This window comes from Burkholderia sp. B21-005, assembly GCF_020843965.1.
Taxonomy (GTDB): Bacteria; Pseudomonadota; Gammaproteobacteria; order Burkholderiales; family Burkholderiaceae; genus Burkholderia; species Burkholderia ambifaria.
In genome coordinates, this window is the sequence record NZ_CP086301.1 from 177,021 (window position 1) to 199,719 (window position 22,699).

19 protein-coding genes are annotated in these 22,699 nt (G+C 67.4%); 13 read left to right on the forward strand and 6 right to left on the reverse strand.

The features are described from left to right. Positions 1–273: 273 nt before the first annotated feature. The 3 genes from LMA02_RS00765 (at position 274) to LMA02_RS00775 (ending at position 6,963) form a co-directional block, all read left to right on the forward strand. A complete protein-coding gene (locus LMA02_RS00765; RefSeq protein WP_228906440.1) occupies positions 274–2,061 on the forward strand; it encodes a tetratricopeptide repeat protein in 1,788 nt (595 codons plus the stop codon). Positions 2,062–2,281: 220 nt separating this feature from the next. Next, complete coding sequence (locus LMA02_RS00770; protein ID WP_228907592.1) at positions 2,282–4,480, forward strand: tetratricopeptide repeat protein; 2,199 nt, start codon at positions 2,282–2,284, stop codon at positions 4,478–4,480. After that, positions 4,477–6,963, forward strand: coding sequence for a tetratricopeptide repeat protein (locus tag LMA02_RS00775; protein WP_228906443.1), 2,487 nt, complete (start codon positions 4,477–4,479; stop codon positions 6,961–6,963). The genes LMA02_RS00770 and LMA02_RS00775 overlap by 4 nt, the downstream gene beginning before the upstream one ends. 241 nt (positions 6,964–7,204) lie before the next feature. Here LMA02_RS00775 and LMA02_RS00780 read toward each other — a convergent pair whose 3' ends face one another. The 3 genes from LMA02_RS00780 to LMA02_RS00790 form a co-directional block, all read right to left on the reverse strand. Continuing rightward, entirely contained in the window at positions 7,205–7,501 is a 297-nt protein-coding gene (locus tag LMA02_RS00780; protein ID WP_069246849.1) for a flagellar protein FliT, read from the reverse strand. A gap of 33 nt (positions 7,502–7,534) precedes the next feature. Next, positions 7,535–8,953, reverse strand: coding sequence for a flagellar filament capping protein FliD (fliD, locus tag LMA02_RS00785; protein WP_228906445.1), 1,419 nt, complete (start codon positions 8,951–8,953; stop codon positions 7,535–7,537). 193 nt (positions 8,954–9,146) lie between these two features. Continuing rightward, complete coding sequence (locus LMA02_RS00790; RefSeq protein ID WP_175665516.1) at positions 9,147–9,965, reverse strand: flagellin domain-containing protein; 819 nt, start codon at positions 9,963–9,965, stop codon at positions 9,147–9,149. 544 nt (positions 9,966–10,509) lie between these two features. On the opposite strand from LMA02_RS00790, the gene rpsU reads away from it, so the two are divergent. Further along, positions 10,510–10,722, forward strand: coding sequence for a 30S ribosomal protein S21 (gene rpsU / locus LMA02_RS00795; RefSeq protein ID WP_006401410.1), 213 nt, complete (start codon positions 10,510–10,512; stop codon positions 10,720–10,722). A 225-nt stretch (positions 10,723–10,947) separates the two neighbouring features. Here the strand turns inward: rpsU and LMA02_RS00800 are convergent, their stop codons facing one another. Next, complete coding sequence (locus tag LMA02_RS00800; RefSeq protein WP_175665515.1) at positions 10,948–11,550, reverse strand: DNA-3-methyladenine glycosylase I; 603 nt, start codon at positions 11,548–11,550, stop codon at positions 10,948–10,950. A 142-nt stretch (positions 11,551–11,692) separates the two neighbouring features. Here LMA02_RS00800 and LMA02_RS00805 point away from each other — a divergent pair, with 142 nt between their 5' ends. Further along, on the forward strand, positions 11,693–12,574 hold the full coding sequence (locus LMA02_RS00805; protein WP_228906447.1) for a BadF/BadG/BcrA/BcrD ATPase family protein: 882 nt from the start codon (positions 11,693–11,695) through the stop codon (positions 12,572–12,574). Positions 12,575–12,710: 136 nt separating this feature from the next. Then, positions 12,711–13,544, forward strand: coding sequence for a Cof-type HAD-IIB family hydrolase (locus LMA02_RS00810; protein ID WP_228906449.1), 834 nt, complete (start codon positions 12,711–12,713; stop codon positions 13,542–13,544). A gap of 105 nt (positions 13,545–13,649) precedes the next feature. On the opposite strand, the gene aqpZ is transcribed toward LMA02_RS00810, so the two are convergent. Further along, the gene (gene aqpZ, locus LMA02_RS00815) at positions 13,650–14,390 is read right to left on the reverse strand and encodes an aquaporin Z (RefSeq protein WP_228906451.1); all 741 of its coding nucleotides are present in this window, start codon (positions 14,388–14,390) and stop codon (positions 13,650–13,652) included. Positions 14,391–14,689: 299 nt separating this feature from the next. On the opposite strand from aqpZ, the gene LMA02_RS00820 reads away from it, so the two are divergent. Beyond that, the gene (locus tag LMA02_RS00820) at positions 14,690–14,986 is read left to right on the forward strand and encodes an H-NS histone family protein (protein ID WP_006751072.1); all 297 of its coding nucleotides are present in this window, start codon (positions 14,690–14,692) and stop codon (positions 14,984–14,986) included. 101 nt (positions 14,987–15,087) lie between these two features. Here LMA02_RS00820 and LMA02_RS00825 read toward each other — a convergent pair whose 3' ends face one another. Beyond that, on the reverse strand, positions 15,088–16,152 hold the full coding sequence (locus LMA02_RS00825; RefSeq protein WP_228906453.1) for a glycosyltransferase family 4 protein: 1,065 nt from the start codon (positions 16,150–16,152) through the stop codon (positions 15,088–15,090). A 665-nt stretch (positions 16,153–16,817) separates the two neighbouring features. On the opposite strand from LMA02_RS00825, the gene flhD reads away from it, so the two are divergent. The 6 genes from flhD to cheA all read left to right on the forward strand — a co-directional run bounded on the left by flhD (position 16,818) and on the right by cheA (position 22,674). Then, a complete protein-coding gene (gene flhD, locus LMA02_RS00830) occupies positions 16,818–17,138 on the forward strand; it encodes a flagellar transcriptional regulator FlhD (RefSeq protein WP_006751074.1) in 321 nt (106 codons plus the stop codon). 95 nt (positions 17,139–17,233) lie between these two features. Continuing rightward, positions 17,234–17,788, forward strand: a complete 555-nt coding sequence (flhC, locus tag LMA02_RS00835; RefSeq protein ID WP_011655680.1) for a flagellar transcriptional regulator FlhC — start codon at positions 17,234–17,236, stop codon at positions 17,786–17,788. A gap of 179 nt (positions 17,789–17,967) precedes the next feature. Beyond that, on the forward strand, positions 17,968–18,828 hold the full coding sequence (motA, locus tag LMA02_RS00840) for a flagellar motor stator protein MotA (protein ID WP_006755770.1): 861 nt from the start codon (positions 17,968–17,970) through the stop codon (positions 18,826–18,828). Between the two features lie 13 nt (positions 18,829–18,841). Then, positions 18,842–19,861, forward strand: coding sequence for a flagellar motor protein MotB (motB, locus tag LMA02_RS00845; RefSeq protein ID WP_228906455.1), 1,020 nt, complete (start codon positions 18,842–18,844; stop codon positions 19,859–19,861). A gap of 179 nt (positions 19,862–20,040) precedes the next feature. Further along, entirely contained in the window at positions 20,041–20,418 is a 378-nt protein-coding gene (locus tag LMA02_RS00850; protein WP_166726274.1) for a response regulator, read from the forward strand. A gap of 33 nt (positions 20,419–20,451) precedes the next feature. Further along, entirely contained in the window at positions 20,452–22,674 is a 2,223-nt protein-coding gene (gene cheA / locus LMA02_RS00855; RefSeq protein WP_228906456.1) for a chemotaxis protein CheA, read from the forward strand. Positions 22,675–22,699 lie beyond the last annotated feature (25 nt).

Genomic DNA, 22,699 nt, shown 5'->3' on the forward strand with positions numbered 1-22,699 from the left:
TCGAATGTCGGATTAGCGGGTGGTTTCACCCCGCATTTCGATGGATGCGCGGGTTCCGGCGCGAATTCGGGGCGCCCGCGGGTGCGGCTTGCAGTAGCGGGAATAGCGACCAATTCCAGCACCTGCTCGCCAAATTGGAACGCGGCGTGCGCGAGGAGAATTCGGACACGTCGGAGATCGTCGGTGCGTGCGTCCGCGGGCGAAGGCGTGCGCCGACGCAGCGGCGCCGGCCGCGATTCGAATCCCGTATTGGCTACCAGGACGACATAGCTCATGATGCCCACCTCCCCCGCCGCCGCCACGATCGAACAGGCGCTGGCGCACCATCAGGCCGACCGGCTGGACGAGGCCGAGACGCTGTACCGGCAGATCCTCGACACCGATCCCCGGCACGCGGACGCGCTTCACCTGCTCGGCCTGATCGGCCATCAGTACGGGCGCTATCAGGAGGCATCCGACCTGATCATGGCGGCGATCGAGACCAGGCCGGACCCGATGTACTACTACAACCTCGGCAACGTGATGCAGGCGGACAACCGTCACGCCGCCGCCGCCGAGTGCTTCCGTCTCGCAATCGAGCTGCGACCCGACTACGTCGATGCGTACAACAACCTCGGCAACGCGCTGCGGCTCGCCGGCGACGCCCGCGCGGCCGTCGATGCGTTCTGCCAGGCCATCGCGCTGAAGCCGGACAACGGCCAGGCCTACAACAACCTTGCGAATGCGCTGTTCGACCTGAACGAGATTCCGGCCGCGCTCGAGGCTTACCGGCACGCGGTCGCGCTGCGCCCCGAACTGCCGGAGCCGCGCAGCAACCTGCTGTTCGCGAGCCACTGCAGCGAAGCGTTCGACCACGACGCCTATCTCGCCGAGGCCGCGCGCTACGACGAAGTCGTCACGCGGTGCGCGACGCCGTGGACGGACTGGCTCGTCGACCTGACCGCCCGCGCCGGGCGGCCGCTCAAGGTCGGCATCGTGTCGGGCGACCTGAAGGCGCATCCGGTCGGCTATTTCATCGAGAGCATGCTGAAGCATCTCGACGCGAACCGGATCGAGATGCATGCGTACCCGACCCGCGACGTCGAGGACGACGTGACCGCCCGCATCAAGCCGGCCTTCGCGACGTGGACCTGCATTGCCGGCCTGAGCGACGAAGCGGCGGCCGCGCGTGTCCGCGCGGACCGCATCGACGTGCTGCTCGACGCGGCGGGCCACACGGTCTACAACCGCCTGCCGCTGTTCGCGTGGAAGCCGGCGCCGCTGCAGGCGAGCTGGCCCGGCTATTTCGCGAGCACCGGCGTGCGCGCGATCGACTACGTGATCGGCGACCGTCACGTGCTGCCGCCCGCCGAGGCCGCGCATTTCACCGAGCGGCCGTGGCATCTGCCGGACAGCTATCTGTGCTTCACGCCGCCGGCCGAGCCGATCGACGTCGGCGCGCTGCCGATGCTCGCGAACGGCCATCCGACCTTCGGCTATTTCGGCAAGCTCGCGAAGCTCACCGATCACGTCGTCGCGGCCTGGTCGCGCGTGCTGCAATCGGTCGCGGGCGCGAAGCTGTTCGTGAAGGCGGAGCATCTCGACGATCCGCGCGAGCAGCAGGCGCTTGCCGCGCGCTTCGCGGCGCACGGCATCGACGCGCAGCGCCTGATCCTCGAAGGCCGCTCGCCGCGCGCCGAATACCTGGCCGCGTACTGGCGCGTCGACCTGATGCTGAGCCCGTTCCCGTATCCGGGCGGTACGACGACCGCCGAAGCGCTGTGGATGGGCGTGCCCGTGCTGTGCCGCCGCGGTGAGCGCTTCCTGTCGCACATCGCCGAGAGCCTGCTGCATTCGGCGCGGCTGCCCGAGTGGATCGCGCACGACGACGACGCGTATGTCGCGAAGGCCGTCGCGCAGGTCGGCCAGCCCGCCGAGCTGGCGGCGCTGCGCACGACGCTGCGCGCGCAGGTGCTCGCGTCGCCGCTGTGCGACGCGCCCCGCTTCGCGCGCCACTTCGAGGACGCACTGCACGGCATGTGGGCGCAGCACGTCGAAGCCGCGCCGGCCGCATCGGTGTGAGGCCGCTCACGACGTGACGTGCGTGGGCACTTCCACGCCGGCGGCAAGCGGAACACCGCGCCGGCCGACGTGATCGTCATTCCGACGGGGGGCGCGTGCGCGACACCGTCGTCGGGATGGCACGCGATGGGATGGCGGCGTCGGCCGTGATGATCGGGCATGGCGGCAGGCGGATCGACTTCGGACACGATCCGCATTCCTAATGAGCAAAGCAGACGAGATGGACGGAACAGGACAGGCATTGCAGGCGGCGCTGGCGCATCATCAGGCGGGGCGTCTCGCGGAAGCGAAGACGCTGTACGACGCGATCCTCACCGCGCAGCCGGGCCAGCCGGACGCGCTGCATTTTCTCGGGCTGCTGGCGTGCCAGCTGAAGCAGTACGACGCGGGGCTTGCGCTGATGGAGCAATCGCTCGTCGCGCGGCCGGACGCGTCGTACTTCAACAACCTGGGCAACATGCTGCGCGAAAGCGGCCGGCTCGACGACGCGATCGCGCACTATCGGCGCGCGGTGGCGCTGCGGCCGGACTATCCGGAGGCGCACAACAACCTCGGCAACGCGTTGCGCGACGCACGCGAGCCGGCGGCCGCGATGGCGAGCTGCGCGCGCGCGATCGAGCTGCGCTCCGGTTACGCGGAGGCGTACAACAACCTCGGCAACGCGTTGCAAGACCTGGACGACCTCGATGGCGCCGCCACGCACTACGGCCGCGCGATCGAGCTGGACCCGTCGATGGCGATGGCCCACGCGAACTTGAGCGCGGTGCGTCACCGGCAGCTGCGCTGCGCGGAAGCGCTCGTGCATGCGCAGGACGCGATCCGGCTCGCGCCGAACCTCGCCGAAGCACACAACCACGCGGGCAACGCGTATCACGGACTGGACCGGCTCGACGCGGCGCAAGCCAGCCATCGCACGGCCGTCACGCTGAATCCGGCGGACGCCGGCGCGTGCCACAACCTGGCCGTCGTGCTGCTGAAGCTGCAGCGGCTCGACGAGGCGCTGGTGTATTGCCGGCGGGCGTTGCAGGCCGGCCCGCCGGCCGTGTTGATGCACGTCAATCTCGGCGACATCCTGCGCGCGCAGGGCAACGTCGATGCCGCGGTCCACGCGTATCGCGATGCGCTTGCGCTGGTGCGCGATGACGCCGACGACGTCGCGGCGACCGTGCTGAACCGGCTGCTGTTCAGCGCGGCGGCGTCCGCTTGCGTGAACCCCGCCGACTACCTGGCCGACGCGCGGCGCTACGGCCGGCACCTGGCCGCACGTTCGACGCGCCATGCGCACGATCCGCGCGAGCGGGCCGCGCGCGCGCAGGGGCGGCCACTGCGCGTCGGCTTCGTGTCCGGCGACCTGCGCCTGCATCCGGTCGGCATCTTCCTGGAAAGCGTGCTTGCGCACCTCGAGCGCACGCGCATCGACCTGCGCGTGTACGTGACCACGGACGAGGAGGACGCGATCACCGCGAAACTGAAGCCGCACGCGAGCGGCTGGCGTTCGATCGCCGCGCTGGATCCGGAGGCGGCCGCGCGGATGATTCACGACGACGAAATCGACGTCCTCGTCGACCTCGCGGGCCATACGCAGTCGAGCGGGCTTCCCGTGTTCGGCTGGAAACCCGCGCCGGTGCAGGCGAGCTGGCTCGGCTTCTTCGCGTCGACCGGCTGCGACGCGATCGACTACTTCATCGGCGACCGCTACACGCTGCCGGACGCCGAAGCGCATCACTTCGTCGAGAAGCCGTGGCGGCTGCCGGACAGCTTCCTGTGCTTCACTCCGCCGGCCTGCGACGTCGAGGTCGGCCCGCTGCCGATGGCGGCGAGCGGCCATCCGACGTTCGGTTGCTTTGGCCAGCTCGTGAAGATCGGCGACGACGTCGTGCGCGCGTGGTCGCGCATCCTGCACGCGCTGCCGGACGCGCGGCTGCTGCTCAAGGCGCACGAGCTCGGCCGCGAGGGCGTGCGCGACGCGACCGCCGCGCGCTTCGCGCGGCATGGCATCGGCGCGGACCGGCTGATCCTCGAGGGCGGTTCGCCGCGCGCGGAATACTTCCACGCATATAACCGCATCGACGTCGCGCTGAGCCCGTTTCCGTACCCGGGCGGCACGACCACGGCCGAAGCGCTGTGGATGGGCGTGCCGGTGCTCGGGATGAAGGGCAGCCGGTTCGTCACGCACATCTGCGAAAGCGTGCTGCACGCGGCGGGCATGGGCGAATGGGTCGCTGACGGTGAGGACACCTACGTCGCGAAGGCGATCGCGGCGGTGCGCGACCGCGAGCGGCTCGCGACGCTGCGCGCCGAGCTGCGCGCGCAGCTGCTCGCGTCGCCGTTGTGCGACGCGCGCCGGTTCGCGGCGCATCTCGAAGCGGCGTTCATCGGCATGTGGCAACGCTATACGAACTCGGAACACGAAGCATGAACGATATCCACGACACGCTGCAGTCCGCGCTGGCGCACCATCAGGCGGGGCGTCTCGCCGAAGCGAAGACGTTGTACGACGCGATCCTCACCGCGCAGCCGGGCCAGCCGGATGCGCTGCATTTCCTCGGGCTGCTGGCGTGCCAGCTGAAGCAGTACGACGCGGGGCTCGCACTGATGGAGCAATCGCTCGTCGCGCGGCCGGACGCGTCGTACTTCAACAACCTGGGCAACATGCTGCGCGAAAGCGGCCGGCTCGACGACGCGATCACGCACTACCGGCGCGCGGTGGGGCTGCGGCCGGACTATCCGGAGGCGCACAACAACCTCGGCAACGCGTTGCGCGACGCACGCGAGCCGGCGGCCGCGATGGCGAGCTGCGCGCGCGCGATCGAGCTGCGGCCCGGTTACGCGGAGGCGTACAACAACCTCGGCAACGCGCTGCAGGACCTGGGCGAGCACGAGGCGGCGGCGGCGAGCTACGCCAAGGCGGTCGCGCACCAGCCGCAATACGCGGATGCGTACTGCAATCTCGGCAACGCGCTGCGTGCGCAGGAGAAATTCGACGATGCCGCGGATGCCTATCGTCGCGCCATCGCGCTGCAACCGGGCTTCCGTGTCGCGCACCAGGGGCTGAGCGAGACGCTGCGCGCGGCAGGTGAACTGCGGGGTGCGGTCGACCATGCGCGCGAGGGGCTCGATCCGGGCGACGCGGACGCGCACTGCGTACTGGCCAGGCTGCTGCAGCGCATGAGCGAGTTCGACAAGGCGGTCGAACTGCTCGAGCGGGCGATCGCGATCGATCCCGCGCATGCGCGGGCGTGGGCCTGGCTCGGCGACCTGCGCAACCAGCAGGGCGAATACGGGCAGGCCGTGCAGGCGTGCCGGCACGCGATCGAGCTCGATCCCGAACTGGCCGATGCGTACAATTTCCTCGGCTTCGCGTATCACAACCTCAACCTGCTGGCTGCGGCGGAGCTGAGCCACCGGCACGCGATCGACCTGAACCCCGATGATGCCGACGCGCATCACAACCTCGCCGCCGCGCTGTTTCGGCTCGAGAAGTTCGACGAGGCGATGAAGCACACCGAGATCGCGCGGGCGCTCGGCATCGATCCGCTGAAGGTCCAGATGACGCTCGGCGACATCCTGTGGGCGAAAGGGGATCTCGCCGGCGCGCTGGATGCGTTCCGCTCGGCGATCCGGCACGACCTGCATCGCGCGTATTCGCGGATGCTGTTCAACATGTCGAGTTCGCCCGCGTTCGAGCCGCAGGAGTGGGTCGCTGAAGCGCGCCGCTACGGCGAACATCTCGAGCGCGATGCGCTTGCGTTCGAGCACGACCGCGCGCAGCGTGTCGCGCAGGCGCAGGGGCGGCCGCTGCGCGTCGGCTTCGTGTCGGGCGACCTGCGGCAGCACCCGGTCGGCATCTTCCTGGAAAGCGTGCTCGCGCGGATCGACCGGTCGCGCATCGAGCCGCATGCCTATGTGACCTTCGTCGGCGAGGACGATGTGACCGCGCGGCTCAGGCCGAACTTCGCGAGCTGGAAGAAGGTGGTCAGCCTGGGCCGCGAGGAGGCCGCGCAACTGATCCGCGACGACGGCATCGACATCCTGATCGATATGGCAGGCCATACCAACTGGAGCGGCCTGCCGATCTTCGGGCACAAGCCCGCGCCGGTGCAGGCGAGCTGGCTCGGGTTCTTCGCGACGACCGGTTGCCGCGCGATCGACTATTTCATCGGCGATGCGCATACGCTACCGGCCGACGAGGCGCATCACTTCACCGAACGGCCGTGGCGGCTGCCGGACAGCTACCTGTGCTTCACGCCGCCGCCGTACGATGTCGCGGTCGGCCCGCTGCCGATGGCGACTCATGGCGGCGTCACGTTCGGCTGCTTCGGCAAGCTGATCAAGATCAGCGACGAGGTCGTCGCGCTGTGGTCGCGCATCCTGCACGCGCTGCCGGACGCGCGCCTGCTGCTGAAGGCCCATGAGCTCGGCGCCGGCGACGTGAACCAGGCGACGCTCGACCGCTTCGCGCGGCACGGCATCGGTGCGGATCGGCTGATCCTCGAAGGCGGCTCGCCGCGTGCGGAATACTTCGCCGCATACAACCGCATCGACGTCGCGCTGAGCCCGTTCCCGTACCCGGGCGGCACGACCACGGCCGAAGCGCTGTGGATGGGCGTGCCGGTGCTCGGGATGAAGGGCAGCCGGTTCGTCACGCACATTTGCGAAAGCCTGCTGCACGCGGCGGGCATGGGCGACTGGATCGCGACGGACAAGGATGCGTACCTCGCGAAGGCCGTCGCGTTCGCGCGCGACCGCGACGGGCTGGCGACGCTGCGTGCAACCCTGCGCGAGCGCGCGCTGGCGTCGCCGCTGTGCGATGCGTCGCGCTTCGCACGCAACCTCGAGGACGCGCTGCACGGCATGTGGGCAAGCTACGCGGCCGGCGAGACGGCGACCCGGGACGCGTGACGAGCGGGATCGCGCCACGGCTGGAAGCCGCGCTCGCGCATCGTCGGGCCGGCCGCCCGAGATGATCGACGCGGCCGTCGAGCGGGCGACGCGGGCGTAGCCGGCGCGATCCGGCGCGCGCTCCCGCCTGCAGGCGAAAAAAAAGCCGCATTGAAGCGGCTCGACGGTACGGCGACAACGGACCGCTCGACTGGCGGCGTCTTTTAATTCGATATGCGCGGCGGGCGAGACGCCCGGCCGGTCACAGCATGCCGGCCTTCTGGTACTGGCTCGCGGCCTTGATCCGCTCCTGGGACTGCGCAAATTCCGCAGCCAGGCGGTCACGGTCCGTCTGCGCATGCTCCGTGATCGACGCGTCGATCGCCATGATCTGCCGCACCTGGTCCAGCACGTCCGGGGTCTGCTCGCCGGACAGGTTCATCAGCAGCGGCGAGCGTTCGTCGACGAGTGCCGCGACGCGCACCCAGTCGCGTGCGTCGGCCGCCGACTGCATGGCACGGGTCAGGTCGAAGGCGCGGGACAGGGTGTCGTTCGTCATGGTTCGGCTCCGAAGGGAGGGGGCGGCCAAGGCTTACTTGTTGTTGGCCATCGCGCCGGCGCTGTTCTGGCCGCCGAACAGCTGGGTCAGGTAGCGGGTGTTGTTCGCCATCGTCGCCATCAGCGTGTTCAGCGCGGTGAACTGCGCATTGTATTGCTTGGTCAGCTGGTCCGAGTAGGTCTGCAACTGCGTCGCCTGACCCTGCACGCTCTTCAGATCGGCGTTGATCGCGTTGGTGCGCTGGTCGATCAGGCCGGACGTCTGCGTGTACGAGTTGATGTTCGCATTGAGCGCCTGGGCGATGCCGTTCGTCTGGTTGAAGATCGCCGTCACCGCGGAACTGTTCGACTTGAGCGCGGTGGTCAGCGCGGCGGTGTCGACCGACATCGCGCCGGTCGAGTCCACGTTGATGCCGATGCTGCCGAGCGAATAGGTCGTGCCGCCCGTCGTGACGCCGCTGCTGAGCGTCGTCGCGAGTGTGTTCCTGATCGTGTTCATCATCGCGTCGCCGAGCAGCGGGCCGGCGGTCTTCGCCGTCGGGTCGTAGCTCGTCAGCGATTTCGCGGTATTCACGAAGTTGGTATACGCGGTCGCGAAATTGTTGATCGCGGTCGTCGCCGCGGCCGTGTCCTGCGACAGCGTGATGGTTTGCGTCGTGCCGACAGCGGCCTGCGACAGCGCCAGCGTGACGCCCGTCAGCGCGCCCGACACGTTGTTCGACGCGCTCGACACCGGCGTGCCGTCGATCGTCAGCTTCGCGTCGGCGGCCGGCGTGACCGTCGTGTACCCCGACGTCAGTTTCGAGTTGACGCCCGTGCCCGTGATCGAGATCGTGTTGGCTGCACCGGTGAGGTTCGACTGCATCACGAGATGCTGGCCGTCCGAACCGGTGATGACCGACGCGGTGACGCCGGCATTGCCGGACGCGGAGTTGATCGACGACGCGATGTCGGACAGCGACGCGCCGGCCGCCACGTTGACGTTGAACGCGGCGTTGCTGCCGAAGGTGATGCTCAGCGAGCCGGCCGAGATCGTGTCCGTCGACGTCACGCCGGCCGACGACAGCTTGTTGGCGGTCGCGAGCTGCGTGACATTGACCGAATACGAACCGGCCACCGCGCCGCTGCCGCTCTTGATCGACGTCGCGATGCCCGTGCCGCTCGCCGTCGCGGCCAGGCTGCCGAGCGCGGTGCCGTCCGAGAGGCCGGTGAGCGCGGTCTGCAGCGCGGACAGCGCCCCCTTCAGTTGGCCGATGGCGGACAGCTGCGTATTGTCGTTCGTCTGCCGGGTCTGCAGGGTCTGCAATTGCCCGGCCGTCTTCGCGTTCACCAGCGTCGTGACGAGCGTATTGACGTCGAGCGACGAATTGGTCGCGCCGCTGATGATCGATTGACCTGCATTCGCCAGGATGGTGCTGATGTCCGTGCTGCTGACGGGGGTCGTGGTGGCCATGCCGTTGCTCCGGTCGTCCGCGCAATCAACGTGCGCGATGCGGCGGGGCGCCGCGGTTCAATGCAAAGAGGGAGGCGTGCCTCCCTGGAGAATTCTGATCCGGGCGGTTTCGGCGGCGTCGCGATGCGTCGCATGGCGACGCCGCCGGGCCCGGAGGCGGGCGGGCGCGTGGCCCGCCGCGGGTGCTGCTCGATTAGCCGAGGAGCTTCAGGACTTGCTGCGGCAGCGAGTTCGCTTGCGCCAGAACCGAGATACCAGCTTGTTGCAGCACTTGCGCCTTGCTCAGGTTCGCCGTTTCCGTCGCGAAGTCCGCGTCGGTGATCTGCGAGCGAGCGGCGGTCATGTTGGTCGCCTGGGTTTGCGTCGTCGAGATCGCAGCCTGGAACGTGTTCTGTGCTGCGCCCAGCGTTGCCTGGAACGTGTTGACTTGCTTCAGCGCCGCGTCGATCGCCGTGATCGCCGATTGCGCGCCCGACTGGGAGGCGACGCTCAGGGTGTTCACGCTCATGCCCGTGCTGTTCCAGTTCGCCGTGCCGAAGTCGACGGTAACGACCTGGTTCGCTGCTGCGCCGATCTGGAACGTGACGCTGCCGGTGCCGCCCAGGATGGTCTGGCTGTTGAACGTCGTTTGCGATGCGACACGGTCGATTTCGCCGAGACGCGTCGTCACTTCAGCTTGCAGGTTCGCGCGAGCGCTCGAATCCAGCGAGCCGTCGCCCGCTTGTTGCGCCAGCGTACGGATACGCTGCAGGTTGTCGACCGTCGATTGCAGCGCGCCGTTGGCGGTCTGGATCATCGAGATGCCGTTGTTCGCGTTTGCAACACCTTGCGTCAGCGCATTGATTGCCGCCGTTTGCGACGTCGAGATCGCCAGGCCTGCTGCATCGTCAGCAGCGGTGTTGATGCGCTTGCCCGACGACAGGCGGTTGATTGCTTGCGACAGTGCGCTTTGCGAGCCCGACAGATTCGTCTGCGTCGTCAGCGAAAGGATGTTGGTGTTGATGTTCAGCATTTGCTTCCTCGTTTTAGAAAATGGCTGGGATACAGACAGGTTCTGATTTCGGCGTTGCGCTTTATCGCGACTGGCGCTGCCCCGCCTTTCCTGGTTGACGGCGGCACCCGGCGAAAACTTTAGAGGGATGTTTGGGTAAATTCGGGACGGAAGGATGGCTGTCGGCCGAAAGGCCCGTCCGGCTTGGCCGGCCCGCCCGCGGGCAGGTGCGGCACCCGGCCCCGTTCGACGGGGCGATCGGCCGCGCCACGCGGAGCGACGAACCGGGCGATGCAAAAGGGTGGTTTTGTCTGTGATTCTCTGCTATGATGGCGGGCTGAATTGAGATTTTCTGTCAAGCCTGTGCCGTCTCGGCATTCTTGCTGGCAGTCAAACGCGGCGCTGCACGTGGCTTGTGAAGCGTACCCGCGGTGCTTTCCGCCTCTCTTTTCCGGCCTCCGAGGCCGTATTTCCGCTCGTTTCGCCTGTTGTGGGGACGCCCGGATGGCCGGTGCGTGGCGCTTGGCCGCTACGTTTTTGACCGTTTAAGCAATTTAGGAACGACATGACGACGATTCTTCTGAAAGAAAACGAGCCGTTCGAAGTGGCGATTCGCCGCTTTCGCCGTGCTATCGAAAAAAATGGCCTGATCGCTGAACTGCGCGAACGCCAGTCCTACGAAAAGCCGACCGCAGTCCGCAAGCGCAAGAAGGCAGCAGCCGTCAAGCGCCTGCACAAGCGCCTGCGCAGCCAGATGCTGCCGAAGAAGCTCCACTAAGAGCGTCTGTCGGTTCGCCGCGAAACGGCGGAGCGTGCTTCGAAAGAAGCCGCTCCGCCGTTTTGCTTTTGGGGTCCGGGAAAATCCCGAGGCCGTGGCGGGACGGTCGTTCCGGCTGATGGCTGACGGCCGGCGGTTTGCGGCCGCCGGCCCGCCGTTCAGAAGTCGAGACGGTGTAACCGGCGCAGGGCCGCGGTAAACGACGGGCGGCGGACGCCCGCACCGTCAACCCGCCTTGCGGCGGCGTGCGGGCTGCTTGCCGCCGAGCGCCGCGCACTGCGCGTGGCACGGGCAGCCGACCTCGTGATCGTTGACCATGCCGGTGGCCTGCATCAGCGCATAGCAGATCGTCGAACCGACGAACTTGCAGCCATACGCCTTCAGCGCCTTGCTGAGCGCGTCGGACTGTTCGGTCGACGCGGGCGCGTCGCGGTACGACTGCCACGCGTTCTGGATCGGCGCATCGCCGATGAACGACCACAGGAACGCGGCGAGCGACCCGTGCTCTTCGCGGATGCGCTGCACGGCGCGCGCGTTGTTGACCGCCGATTCGACCTTCGCGCGGTTGCGCACGATGCCGGGATTCTCCAGCAGCTTCTCGATGCGCTTCGGCGTGAAGCGCGCGACGGCATCGACGTCGAAATCCGCAAAGGCTTCGCGATAGCCCGCGCGCTTGTTCAGGATCGTCGACCACGACAGGCCGGCCTGCGCGCCTTCCAGGATCAGCATTTCGAACAGGTGGCGATCGTCGTGCGACGGCACGCCCCACTCGGTATCGTGATAGTGAGCATCCGCTTCCGTCTTCACCCAGTTGCACCGCTGCGACATCGTCTGCCTCGCTTTCCGTATCGTTTCGATCGCGTCAGCATAGCGGAAGCCCTTTTCACGGAACAGCCGGCCGAACGGCAGATGGGCGCGCGGCGCCGATCCGGTTAAGCTTGGCGCCTGTTCGAATCAGCGGGATGAAGGCATGGCGGCATTACTTTTTGCGATCGGCATCGACGGCGGCGGCACGGGCACGCGTGCGGTGCTGGCCGACCGGCACGGGCGCGAACTCGCGCAGGGGCGCGGCGGCCCGTCGGGGCTCGGGCTCGGCATCGAGCGCGCGTGGGCGTCGATCGGCGCGGCCTGCGCGGATGCGTTCACCCAGGCCGGTTATGCATTCGACTGGTCGCAGTGCGCGCTCGGCTGCGGGCTCGCGGGCGTCAACAATGCGGCGTGGCTGGCCGCGTTCCGCGCGCAGGCGCCGCTCGGCGCGCTCGCGGTCGAGAGCGACGCGTATACGACCGTCGTCGGCGCGCACGGCGGCGCGCCGGGGCTGATCGTCGCGCTCGGCACCGGCAGCATCGCGGCGGCGCTCGATGCGGCCGGCGTGTGCCGGATCGCGGGCGGCTTCGGCTTCCCGTCCGGCGACGAGGCGAGCGGCGCATGGCTCGGCGTGCGCGCGCTCGCGTATGCACAGCAGGCGCTCGACGGCCGCGTGCCGCGCGATGCGTTCGCCAGTGCGCTGCTCGCGGAAACGGGCGCCCAGGATCGCGACGCGCTCGTCCAGTGGTCGTGCGATGCGAACCAGACGACCTACGCGCGGCTTGCGCCGATCGTGCTCGCGCATCGTTCGCATCCGGTCGCGGGCGCGCTGATCGCGCAGGCGGGCGACGAGATCGGCAAGATGATCGACGCGCTCGATCCGCAGCAGGCGCTGCCGGTCGCGCTGTGCGGCGGATTGGCGGACGCCCTCGCACCGGCCGTGCCGGCGCGCCATGCCGCCCGGCTGCGCGCGCCGCTCGACGATTCCGCGCACGGCGCGCTGCGGCTCGCGCTGCAGGCGCTGCGGGCGGCGGAAGGGCGCTGACGGCGTGTCGAGGCGGGAGGAAAGCACACCGCAACCGCGCCGCTGGCGGCGATCGACCGGGAACCGTCCGGCGGGCAACCGGGCACGACGTTAAAATGGCCGTTCCGCAGAGCCCTGAGCGCCATTCTTCCGTCCCATGTACAAAGTCATCGCCACCGATCTCGACGGCACCCTGCTGAACAGCGACCACCAGCTCGATCCGTACACGATCGAGACCGTCCGCCGGCTCGACCGCGACGGCCTGCAGTTCGTGATCGCGACGGGGCGCCATTACGCGGACGTCGCCGGCATCCGCGACGTGCTGGGCATCCGGCCGTACCTGATCACGTCGAACGGTGCGCGCGTGCATGCGCCGGACGACACGGCGATCCACGCGCAGGACATCGATCCCGCGATCGTCCGCGGTCTCGTGCAGCCGGGCGTGACCGGCGCGCACGGGCGCGTGATCGTCAACCTGTTCACCGACCGCGGCTGGCTGATCGACCGCGAAGCGCCGCACCTGCTCGAATTCCACCAGGATTCGGGTTTCCGGTACGACGTGATCGACATGGCCGCGCACGACGGCGCGGACATCGCGAAGGTGCTGTACATCGGCGAGCCGGCCGATCTGGCGGTGGTCGCCGAGCAAATGCGCGTGCAGTTCGGCGATGCGCTGTACGTCACGTACTCGCTGCCCGACTGCCTCGAAGTAATGACCGCGAACGTGTCGAAGGGCCGCGCGCTGCGCGCGGTGCTCGCGCGGCTCGGCGTCGATACCGGCCACTGCATCGCATTCGGCGACAACATGAACGACATCGACCTGCTCGAAACGGCCGGTCACGCGTTCATGATGAACAACGCGAATCCCGACCTGATCGCGCACCTGCCGCACATCCCGCGGATCGGCAACAACTTCGACGCGGGCGTCGCCCGCCACCTGCGCACGCTGTTCTCGCTCGAGGACACCCTCGACGGCGTCGCCGCTTCCTGAGCGGAAATGAAAAACGGGCGCCAGCGGCGCCCGTTCAAATTACCTGCCTCGATGTTGTTCGACAGCGTGAGGCTCGCTGTTCTGCTCGCGTGACCCCGTAGTGTTTTATTCGCTTGTGCGAGCGGATGCGGGCAGCAGGCCGACGGCGTCGTCGCGCCCCGCGACCAGCGGGTAAATGATCCCTGCGATGGCCGCACCGATGATCGGCGCGATCCAGAACAGCCACAGCTGGCCGATCGCCTCGCCGCCCACGAACAGCGCGGGGCCGGTCGAGCGCGCCGGGTTCACCGACGTGTTGGTGACCGGGATCGAGATCAGGTGAATCAACGTCAGGCACAGGCCGATCGCGATCGGCGCGAAGCCGGCCGGCGCGCGCTTGTCGGTGGCGCCGAGAATCACGAACAGGAAGAAGCCCGTCATCACGACTTCGCAGATGAACGCCGCGCCGAGCGAGTAGTGGCCGGGCGAGCGCTCGCCGAAGCCGTTCGTCGCAAAGCCGCTGCCGACGAGGTCGAAGCCCGGCTTGCCGGTCGCGATCAAGTACAGCACGAACGCACCGAGCGTCGCGCCGACCACCTGCGCGACGATGTACGGCGCGAGATCGCGCGCCGGGAAGCGGCCGGCGACCGTCAGGCCGACACTCACAGCCGGATTCAAATGGCAACCCGAAATATGGCCGATCGCGAATGCCATCGTCAGCACGGTCAGGCCGAATGCAAGTGCGACGCCGGCAAAGCCGATGCCGAGGCCCGGAAAGGCGGCGGCCAGCACGGCGCTTCCGCACCCGCCGAGCACCAGCCAGAACGTGCCGAATGCCTCTGCAGCCAGACGCTGAGAAAGATTCATGTAGGGACCTTGTTCAAGTGGGTTGAAGACAAACGGCTGGGCGGATGATTTATTCCGCCGTCCGGAATTGGTCTGGATTATAGGAAATGAATCGGGTTCAAGAGGGTCAACGATTGTTAAATTTGAATGCTGGAGAATGGCCTTTATTAGAATAAGTCCGCATTCTCGATATAGCCGAATCGGTTAAAGATGGCAGTATTAATTTTGAAGAGCAGGGCGGCAGTGCGGACGACGTAACGGGTGTTGGTGTTCCGGCCGGACTCGCCGGAGCCGCATCATGGAAAAAAGGGAGTCGAAAAATGTCTCAATACGCGAAACTCAAGGCGCAGATCGCCGATCTGCAGGCTCAGGCGGATGACGTGCGTCGCCAGGAAGTGGCGACGGTGATCGCCGAAGTCCAGCGAATGATTGCCGAATATGGCCTCACGGCCCAGGACCTGGGCTTCGTGGAGCGTGCGCGGCGCGGCCGCCCGCCGAAAAAGGCGCCGCTGCCGCCGAAGTACCGCGATCCGAAGTCGGGTGCAACCTGGAGCGGACGCGGCAAGCCGCCGAATTGGATCGTCGGGAAAAACCGCGATCGTTTCCTGATCGAATGACCGCGCAAAAAGAAAGAGCCGCATCGACGATGCGGCTCTTTGGTTTTTCCGCGCCGATTTCGGCGCGAATTTTACGGAATATTTCCTGACGAATTTCGGCGTCAGGCGCCCGCGACCCGGCGCAAGGTCGGCCGTTTTGCCGTCGTGCAAAGCGATTCGTAAGTTTCGACATAACGTCGCGCCATCGCTTTCGAGCTGAAACGCGTATCGAAGCGCGCGCGGATCGCGTCGCGCGACAGGCTGTCGATCCGGTGCAGCGCACCGACCGCGCCCTGCACGTCCTCGACGATGAAGCCGGTCACGCCGTCCTCGATCACTTCCGGCACCGAGCCGCGGTTGAACGCGACAACCGGCGTGCCGCAGGCCATCGCCTCGATCATCACCAGGCCGAACGGCTCCGGCCAGTCGATCGGGAACAGCAGCGCCTTCGCGCCGGACAGGAACGCCGGCTTCTGCGCCTCGTTGATCTCGCCGATGAATTCGACATGCGCTTCGCCGAGCAGCGGCTCGATCACTTCCTTGAAGTAGTCGGCGTCGGCCTTGTCGACCTTCGCGGCGATCTTCAGCGGCAGCCCGCTTTGCGCGGCGATCCGGATCGCGGTGTCGACCCGTTTTTCGGGACAGATCCGGCCCAGGAACGCGAGGTATTCGGGCTTCACGTCCGGTTGCGGCGTGAGCAGCGTGTCGGGCAGCCCGTGATACACGGTGCCGGCCCAGGCGGCCTGCGGTAGCGGCTTGCGCTGCGAATTCGAGATCGAGACGACCGGCGCGTTCGGGAACGCGTCGAACACCGGCTGCAGCTCCGGCAGGTCGAGGCGGCCGTGCAGCGTCGTCACGTAAGGCGTATCGAGGCGCGACATCAGCGGGAACGGCAGGTAGTCGAGGTGGAAGTGCAGCACGTCGAATTCGTGCGCGACACGGGCGACCTGCTCGATCAGGCGCATATGGGGCGCCATCGAATCGCGGATCGACGGGTCGAGCCGCAGTGCGCGCGGCCATGCCGCCTCGAGATGGGCGGACGTGACGGAGTCGCCGCTGGCGAACAGCGTCACATCGTGGCCGAGCTCGACGAGCGCCTCGGTGAGGTAGGACACGACACGCTCGGTGCCGCCGTAGAGTTTCGGCGGGACAGCTTCGTAAAGCGGCGCGATCTGGGCAATACGCATGGGCGTTCTCCGATGTCGACCAGCGTGGGCGCTCGAGTGCGCATGCTGGTCCGATACAAGGTTGCGGAACTCGCCGACGTACGCTTTCTGCGATACGTGGCCGGGTCCGTTGCGGGGTGCGCCGGACGCCGGGCGGCAAGCTGCGGGGCGGGGCGGTGCGCCTCACGCCGCCGCCCGTTTGAGTCCATTATCGATATCGCCTAGAGGGGTTCGAGTGTTTTTTCAAACACTTAAGGCTTGTTACACCATGAAATACGAGAAAACCCCGATAAAAAGGGTCCGGAAACATGATGCGAGACAGACGCAACTATTGTTGCGCTATCGTGAAAAACCACTATAATTTTTACCGATTCACGCCCCGGCAGCCTTGCCGGACGGCCTCCAGCCGGATTCATCCCATGCGGAACCCCATCTCCGACGAATTCGCGCCCCCATTTGCCTCGCCTTGTGTCCCCTTTCAATTCGCCTTGTCGGAAAAATTCCTACACGGTTTACAGACAAATCCTGCGCGGCATACGCCACTTCGCTGATACCGGCATAAATGCCGTTTGGCCAAAATTCGCCCTGTAAGACTGATAAATGTGCCGGCGGAAGCCAATAGGGCCTGACCGAGCAAACGTTGTCATAACATGAAAGGCCAAAGCAAAGCTCTTAACGGGGGAATCATGAGCGCCACCAGCGAAATGCTCAGTGAGATCAAAGAGGTCAATCTGTCGTACCTCCTCCTCGCGCAACGCCTGCTGCGGGAAGACAAAGCGATGGGCATGTTCCGCATGGGAGTTTCCCAGGAACTGGCCGACGTACTCGCGAACCTCACGCTCGCCCAGACCGTGAAGCTCGCCGCGTCGAACCAGATCCTGTGCCGTTTCCGCTTCGACGATCACGCGTTGCTGTCGTCGCTCGCCGACAAGGGTCGCAGCGACGTCGTCACGCACGCGCACTCGGCCATCCTGATGGCCGGCCAGCCGGTCGAAAGCGTCCGCTGATCCTTTTTTCGCCTTGCGTTCGTCCCGGCGCGCCGCGCCGGCGGGCGGCGTATTGGCCACTCATCCGAACAACGTCAAGCGGACAGTTATTCACCATGGCAAGCAAAAGCGTCGTGATCGAGGTGAAGGAAATCACCCTCGCTATCGAACTGATCGAACTGGGCGCCCGGCTGCAGCTGCTGGAGGCGGAGACGAGCCTGTCGCGCGATCGCCTGATCAAGCTGTACAAGGAGCTGAAGGGCGTGTCGCCGCCGAAGGGGATGCTGCCGTTCTCGACCGACTGGTTCATGACGTGGCAGCCGAACATCCACTCGTCGCTGTTCTACAACATCTACCGGTTCATGCAGGACCACGGCCGCTGCGATCCGATCCAGTCGATCGTGAAGGCGTACCGGCTCTACCAGGAGCACGTGAACCTGTCCGGCGACGAGGCCGCGCTGAGTCTCACGCGCGCGTGGACGCTCGTGCGCTTCTTCGACTCGGGGATGCTCCAGATGACCCCGTGCACGCGCTGCGGCGGCCACTTTGTCGCGCATGCGCATGATCCGCATCAAGGTTTCGTGTGCGGCCTGTGCCAGCCGCCGTCGCGTGCCGGCAAGACCCGCAAGGCCGCCGCGGCGCGCGCCGAACTGGCTGCCGCCGCGGCCTGAACGGCGCCGGGCGGGGCTGAGCGGGAGCCTGGCGGCTGCCGCGCGCCGCGCGAACCGGCCGGGGGCTTGCTGGTAAACACCGCCGCGCCGCGCCGGCGCTGCCGCGAAAGTTTTCCTGCCGACTGCCGTAAACCTGATTAACGGCGGTCTCCCCGCCGGTCTTTCGTGAGGGACAGGCAGTGCTGATTATCGTGGGAACACTCGTGACGCTGTTGTCCGTCTTCGGCGGTTATGCGCTGGCAGGCGGGCATCTGGGCGCATTGGTCCAGCCGCTCGAGATCCTGATGATCACCGGCGCGGGCGTCGGCGCGTTCATCCTCGGCAACGGCATGAAGACCATCAAGGCGACGCTGCGTGTGCTGCCGACGCTCTTCAAGGGCTCGAAGTACACCAAGGACGTCTATATGGAGCTGATGGCGCTCCTGTACGTGCTGCTCGCGAAGGCGCGCAAGGAAGGCACGCTGACGCTCGAGGCCGACATCGACGATCCGGACAAGAGCCCGATCTTCACGCAATACCCGAAGATCCTCGCCGATCGCCACATCGTCGAATTCCTGACCGACTACCTGCGCCTGATGGTGGGCGGCAACATGAACGCGTTCGAGATCGAGAGCCTGATGGACGAGGAGATCGAGACGCACCACACGGAAGGCGAGGGCCCCGCGCACGCGCTGATGCGCGTCGGCGACGCGATGCCGGCATTCGGGATCGTCGCGGCCGTGATGGGCGTCGTGCACACGATGGCGTCGGCCGACAAGCCGCCCGCGGTGCTCGGCGCGATGATCGCGCAGGCGCTGGTCGGCACGTTCCTCGGGATCCTGCTGTCGTACGGGCTGATCGGGCCGCTCGCGAGCCTCGCGGAGCAGCGCGTCGCCGAGTCCACCAAGATGTTCCAGTGCATCAAGGTGACGATCCTCGCGAGCCTGAACGGCTATGCGCCGGCGATCGCGGTGGAGTTCGGCCGCAAGGTGCTGTTCTCGACCGAGCGTCCGTCGTTCACGGAGCTCGAAGAGCACGTGCGCCGCGTGAAGGCAAAGTGACGCGGAGCGTTCGATGAGCAATGGCAAGGATCGCGCGATCGTCGTGAAACGGGTGGCCCCGCAGAAGAAGGGCCATCACGGCGGCGCATGGAAACTCGCGTATGCGGACTTCATGACCGCGATGATGGCGTTCTTCCTGCTGATGTGGCTGCTGAGCTCGGTCACGCCGGTGCAACTGAAGGGGATCGCCGAGTACTTCAACACGCCGCTGAAGGCCGCGCTGTTCGGCAGCGGCGATCGCAGCTCGCAGGACTCCAGCATCATCAACGGCGGCGGCCGCGACCTGTCGAGCGTCGACGCCGGCACGCTGCGCCGCACCGACGGCACGACGTCGCTGGCCGACCGTGTCGCGAAAGCAGGCGACCAGCATTCGCGCTCGCAGGCGCAAGGCGCGCAGGACCGGCTCGAACAGGCGCGCCTGCACGACCTGCAGATCAAGCTGATGGCGGCGATCGAGGCGAACCCGACGCTGCGCCAGTTCAAGCAGCAGATCCGCATCGATTCGACGCTGATGGGGCTGCGCATCGAGATCGTCGATACGCAGAAGCGGCCGATGTTCGCGATGTCGAGCGACCACGTCGAGCCGTACATGCGCGACATCCTGCGCGAGATCGGCAAGACGCTGAACGACGTGCCGAACCGGATCATCGTCCAGGGCCACACCGACGCGGTGCCGTACGCGGGCGGCGAAGGCGGCTACAGCAACTGGGAGCTGTCGGCCGACCGCGCGAACGCGTCGCGCCGCGAGCTGATCACGGGCGGCATGGACGAGGCGAAGGTGCTGCGCGTGCTCGGCCTCGCGTCGACGCAGAACCTGAACAAGGCCGATCCGCTCGATCCGGAAAACCGCCGGATCAGCGTGATCGTGCTGAATCGCAAATCCGAAGACGCGCTGATGCGCGACGACGCGACGACCACGACGCTGTCGGCCGACGCGGCGGGCTCGAAGCTGCTGGCCCAGCAGCTCGGCGGCCCGACGCCGGCCGCGCAACCGGTGCTCGCGAGCGCCGTCGCCGTGGCGCCGAAACCCTGACGTTTCCCCGATTCCGAGACACGCATGAAACGACCCCAACGCTCACTTTGTTCGCTGCCCCCCGAGGGGGCGCTCAGCGGCCCACGGCCGGCCCTGCAAAGCCGGCCGGCCGCGCAGGCGCGAAGCGATGCTCCGCGAATTCCCTGCTGCGCCGTCGGGGCGGCCCCGCGGAGGCTGACATGATCCGGACCATTCTCGCCATCGACGACTCCGCGACCATGCGTGCGCTGCTGCAGGCAACGCTCGCGCAGGCCGGCTACGACGTGACGGTGGCGCCGGACGGCGAAGCCGGCTTCGACATGGCGGCCACCGTGCCGTACGACCTGGTGCTGACCGACCAGAACATGCCGCGCAGGAACGGGCTCGAGGTGATCGCCGCGCTGCGCAAGCTGAGCGCGTACGCGGACACGCCGATCCTCGTGCTGACGACCGAAGGCAGCGATGCGTTCAAGGACGCCGCGCGCGAAGCGGGCGCGACCGGCTGGATCGAAAAACCGATCGACCCGGCCGTGCTGGTCGACCTGGTCGCGACGCTGTCCGAGCAGACGGCCTCCTGACATGAACGCGACGAATCCAACCGGTGACCGGGCATGACTCTCGACATCACGCAGTTCTACCAGACCTTTTTTGACGAAGCCGACGAACTGCTCGCGCAGATGGAGCAGCTGCTGCTGAACCTCGACGTCGGCTCGCCCGACCCCGAGGACCTGGCCGCGATCTTTCGCGCGGCGCACTCGATCAAGGGCGGCGCGGCGACGTTCGGCTTTTCCGCGCTGACCGAGACGACCCACATCCTCGAGTCGCTGCTCGACCGCGCACGCAACCATGAGCTGACGCTGACCAAGGAAATGGTCGACGCGTTCCTCGAGACCAAGGACGTGCTGTCCGACCAGCTCGTCGACTATCGCGCGAGCGCGGAACCCGACGCGGCGGCCGCCGCGACGATCTGCGCGAAGCTCGAACGCCTGAAGGCCGAGAGCGGCGCGGGTGCGGCCGCGGCCGCCGACGTTGCGCCGGCCGCGCCTGCCGTGGCGGCTGCACCGGCGCCGGCACCGGCCGCCAGCAGCAACGGGGCGCCCGATCACGTGGTCGAACAGGCCGTCGCCGCCGCGCATCCGGCAGCCGAGGTCGGCGCGGACGGCCCGCATCTGAAGATCACGCTCGTCGGCGTCGACCCGAAGGACCAGGCGCTGCTTACCGAGGAACTCGGCAATCTCGGCCGGATCGTCGGTCGCGAGGAAGCGGGCGCCGACCTGACCCTGTGGCTCGAATCGGACGTGACGTCCGACGACATCGTCGCCGTGTGCTGCTTCGTGATCGACGACAGCCAGATCCGCATCGCGCGCGGCACCGCGCCGGCCGCACCGGCGGCGCCTGCCGCCACGCCGGCCGCCGAATCGTTAGCTACGCCGGCAGCCACGCCGGAGCCGGCCGCGCGGGTCGAGGTATTCGCGCAAGCCCCCGGTGCCGCACCGGCCGCCGCCGTACCGCAGGCCCAGCCGAGCGCCGCCGCGCAACCGGCGCCGCAACCGCACGCCGAACCCGCGGCGCCGGCCGCCGCGCACCACGACGACAAGCGTCAGCGCCCGGCTGCCGCCGCATCGGGCGCCGAAGGCAGCTCGATCCGGGTCGGCGTCGAGAAGGTCGACCAGCTGATCAACCTGGTCGGCGAGCTCGTGATCACGCAGGCGATGCTCGCGGAAACCGCGAGCGCGTTCGATCCGGCGCTGCACGACCGCCTGTTCAACGGGATGGCGCAGCTCGAGCGCAACGCGCGCGACCTGCAGGAAGCGGTGATGTCGATCCGCATGATGCCGATGGACTACGTGTTCAGCCGCTTCCCGCGGCTCGTGCGCGACCTGGCCGGCAAGCTCGGCAAGCAGGTCGAGCTCGTCACGTTCGGCCAGGCGACCGAGCTCGACAAGAGCCTGATCGAGCGGATCATCGATCCGCTCACGCACCTCGTGCGCAACAGCCTCGATCACGGGATCGAGACCGTCGACAAGCGCGTCGCCGCCGGCAAGGACGCGGTCGGCCAGCTCGTGCTGTCGGCCGCGCATCACGGCGGCAATATCGTGATCGAGGTCAGCGACGACGGCGGGGGCCTGAACCGCGAGCGGATCCTCGCGAAGGCCGCGAAGCAGGGCATGCAGGTGTCCGACAACATCAGCGACGACGAAGTCTGGCAACTGATCTTCGCGCCGGGCTTCTCGACCGCCGAGACCGTGACCGACGTGTCGGGCCGCGGTGTCGGGATGGACGTCGTGAAGCGCAACATCCAGTCGATGGGCGGCCACGTCGAGATCTCGTCGCAGGCCGGCCGCGGCACGACCACGCGGATCGTGCTGCCGCTCACGCTCGCGATCCTCGACGGGATGTCGGTGAAGGTCGGCAGCGAGATCTTCATCCTGCCGCTGAACTTCGTGATGGAGTCGCTGCAGCCGTCGAACGACGACATCTACACGGTCGGCAACGGCGAGCGCGTGGTGCGCGTGCGCGGCGAATACCTGCCGCTCGTCGCGCTGCACGAGGTGTTCTCGGTCGAGGACGCGCGCACCGATCCGACCCAGGGGATCGTCACGATCATGGAAACCGAGGGGCGCCGCTTCGCGATGCTGATCGACGAGCTGGTCGGCCAGCAGCAGGTGGTCGTGAAGAACCTCGAAACCAACTACCGCAAGGTGCACGGCATCTCGGCGGCGACCATTCTCGGCGACGGCAGTGTCGCGCTGATCGTCGACGTCGCGGCGCTGAACCGCGAAACCCGTGCGATGCACGGCGCCCGAGCCGGCGCCGAGCTCGCGATCTTCTGACTCTCGCCATTCAACCGATTGGGGG

Coding starts and splice junctions, on each gene's coding strand:
- cheA (WP_228906456.1), top strand. CDS start 20,452: ATGACTCTCGACATCACGCAGTTCTACCAGACCTTTTTTGACGAAGCC.
- LMA02_RS00810 (WP_228906449.1), top strand. CDS start 12,711: ATGTACAAAGTCATCGCCACCGATCTCGACGGCACCCTGCTGAACAGC.
- LMA02_RS00820 (WP_006751072.1), top strand. CDS start 14,690: ATGTCTCAATACGCGAAACTCAAGGCGCAGATCGCCGATCTGCAGGCT.
- LMA02_RS00850 (WP_166726274.1), top strand. CDS start 20,041: ATGATCCGGACCATTCTCGCCATCGACGACTCCGCGACCATGCGTGCG.
- flhD (WP_006751074.1), top strand. CDS start 16,818: ATGAGCGCCACCAGCGAAATGCTCAGTGAGATCAAAGAGGTCAATCTG.
- LMA02_RS00790 (WP_175665516.1), bottom strand. CDS start 9,965: ATGCTGAACATCAACACCAACATCCTTTCGCTGACGACGCAGACGAAT.
- LMA02_RS00780 (WP_069246849.1), bottom strand. CDS start 7,501: ATGACGAACGACACCCTGTCCCGCGCCTTCGACCTGACCCGTGCCATG.
- aqpZ (WP_228906451.1), bottom strand. CDS start 14,390: ATGAATCTTTCTCAGCGTCTGGCTGCAGAGGCATTCGGCACGTTCTGG.
- flhC (WP_011655680.1), top strand. CDS start 17,234: ATGGCAAGCAAAAGCGTCGTGATCGAGGTGAAGGAAATCACCCTCGCT.
- LMA02_RS00765 (WP_228906440.1), top strand. CDS start 274: ATGATGCCCACCTCCCCCGCCGCCGCCACGATCGAACAGGCGCTGGCG.
- LMA02_RS00775 (WP_228906443.1), top strand. CDS start 4,477: ATGAACGATATCCACGACACGCTGCAGTCCGCGCTGGCGCACCATCAG.
- LMA02_RS00805 (WP_228906447.1), top strand. CDS start 11,693: ATGGCGGCATTACTTTTTGCGATCGGCATCGACGGCGGCGGCACGGGC.
- fliD (WP_228906445.1), bottom strand. CDS start 8,953: ATGGCCACCACGACCCCCGTCAGCAGCACGGACATCAGCACCATCCTG.
- LMA02_RS00825 (WP_228906453.1), bottom strand. CDS start 16,152: ATGCGTATTGCCCAGATCGCGCCGCTTTACGAAGCTGTCCCGCCGAAA.
- LMA02_RS00770 (WP_228907592.1), top strand. CDS start 2,282: ATGGACGGAACAGGACAGGCATTGCAGGCGGCGCTGGCGCATCATCAG.
- motB (WP_228906455.1), top strand. CDS start 18,842: ATGAGCAATGGCAAGGATCGCGCGATCGTCGTGAAACGGGTGGCCCCG.
- LMA02_RS00800 (WP_175665515.1), bottom strand. CDS start 11,550: ATGTCGCAGCGGTGCAACTGGGTGAAGACGGAAGCGGATGCTCACTAT.
- rpsU (WP_006401410.1), top strand. CDS start 10,510: ATGACGACGATTCTTCTGAAAGAAAACGAGCCGTTCGAAGTGGCGATT.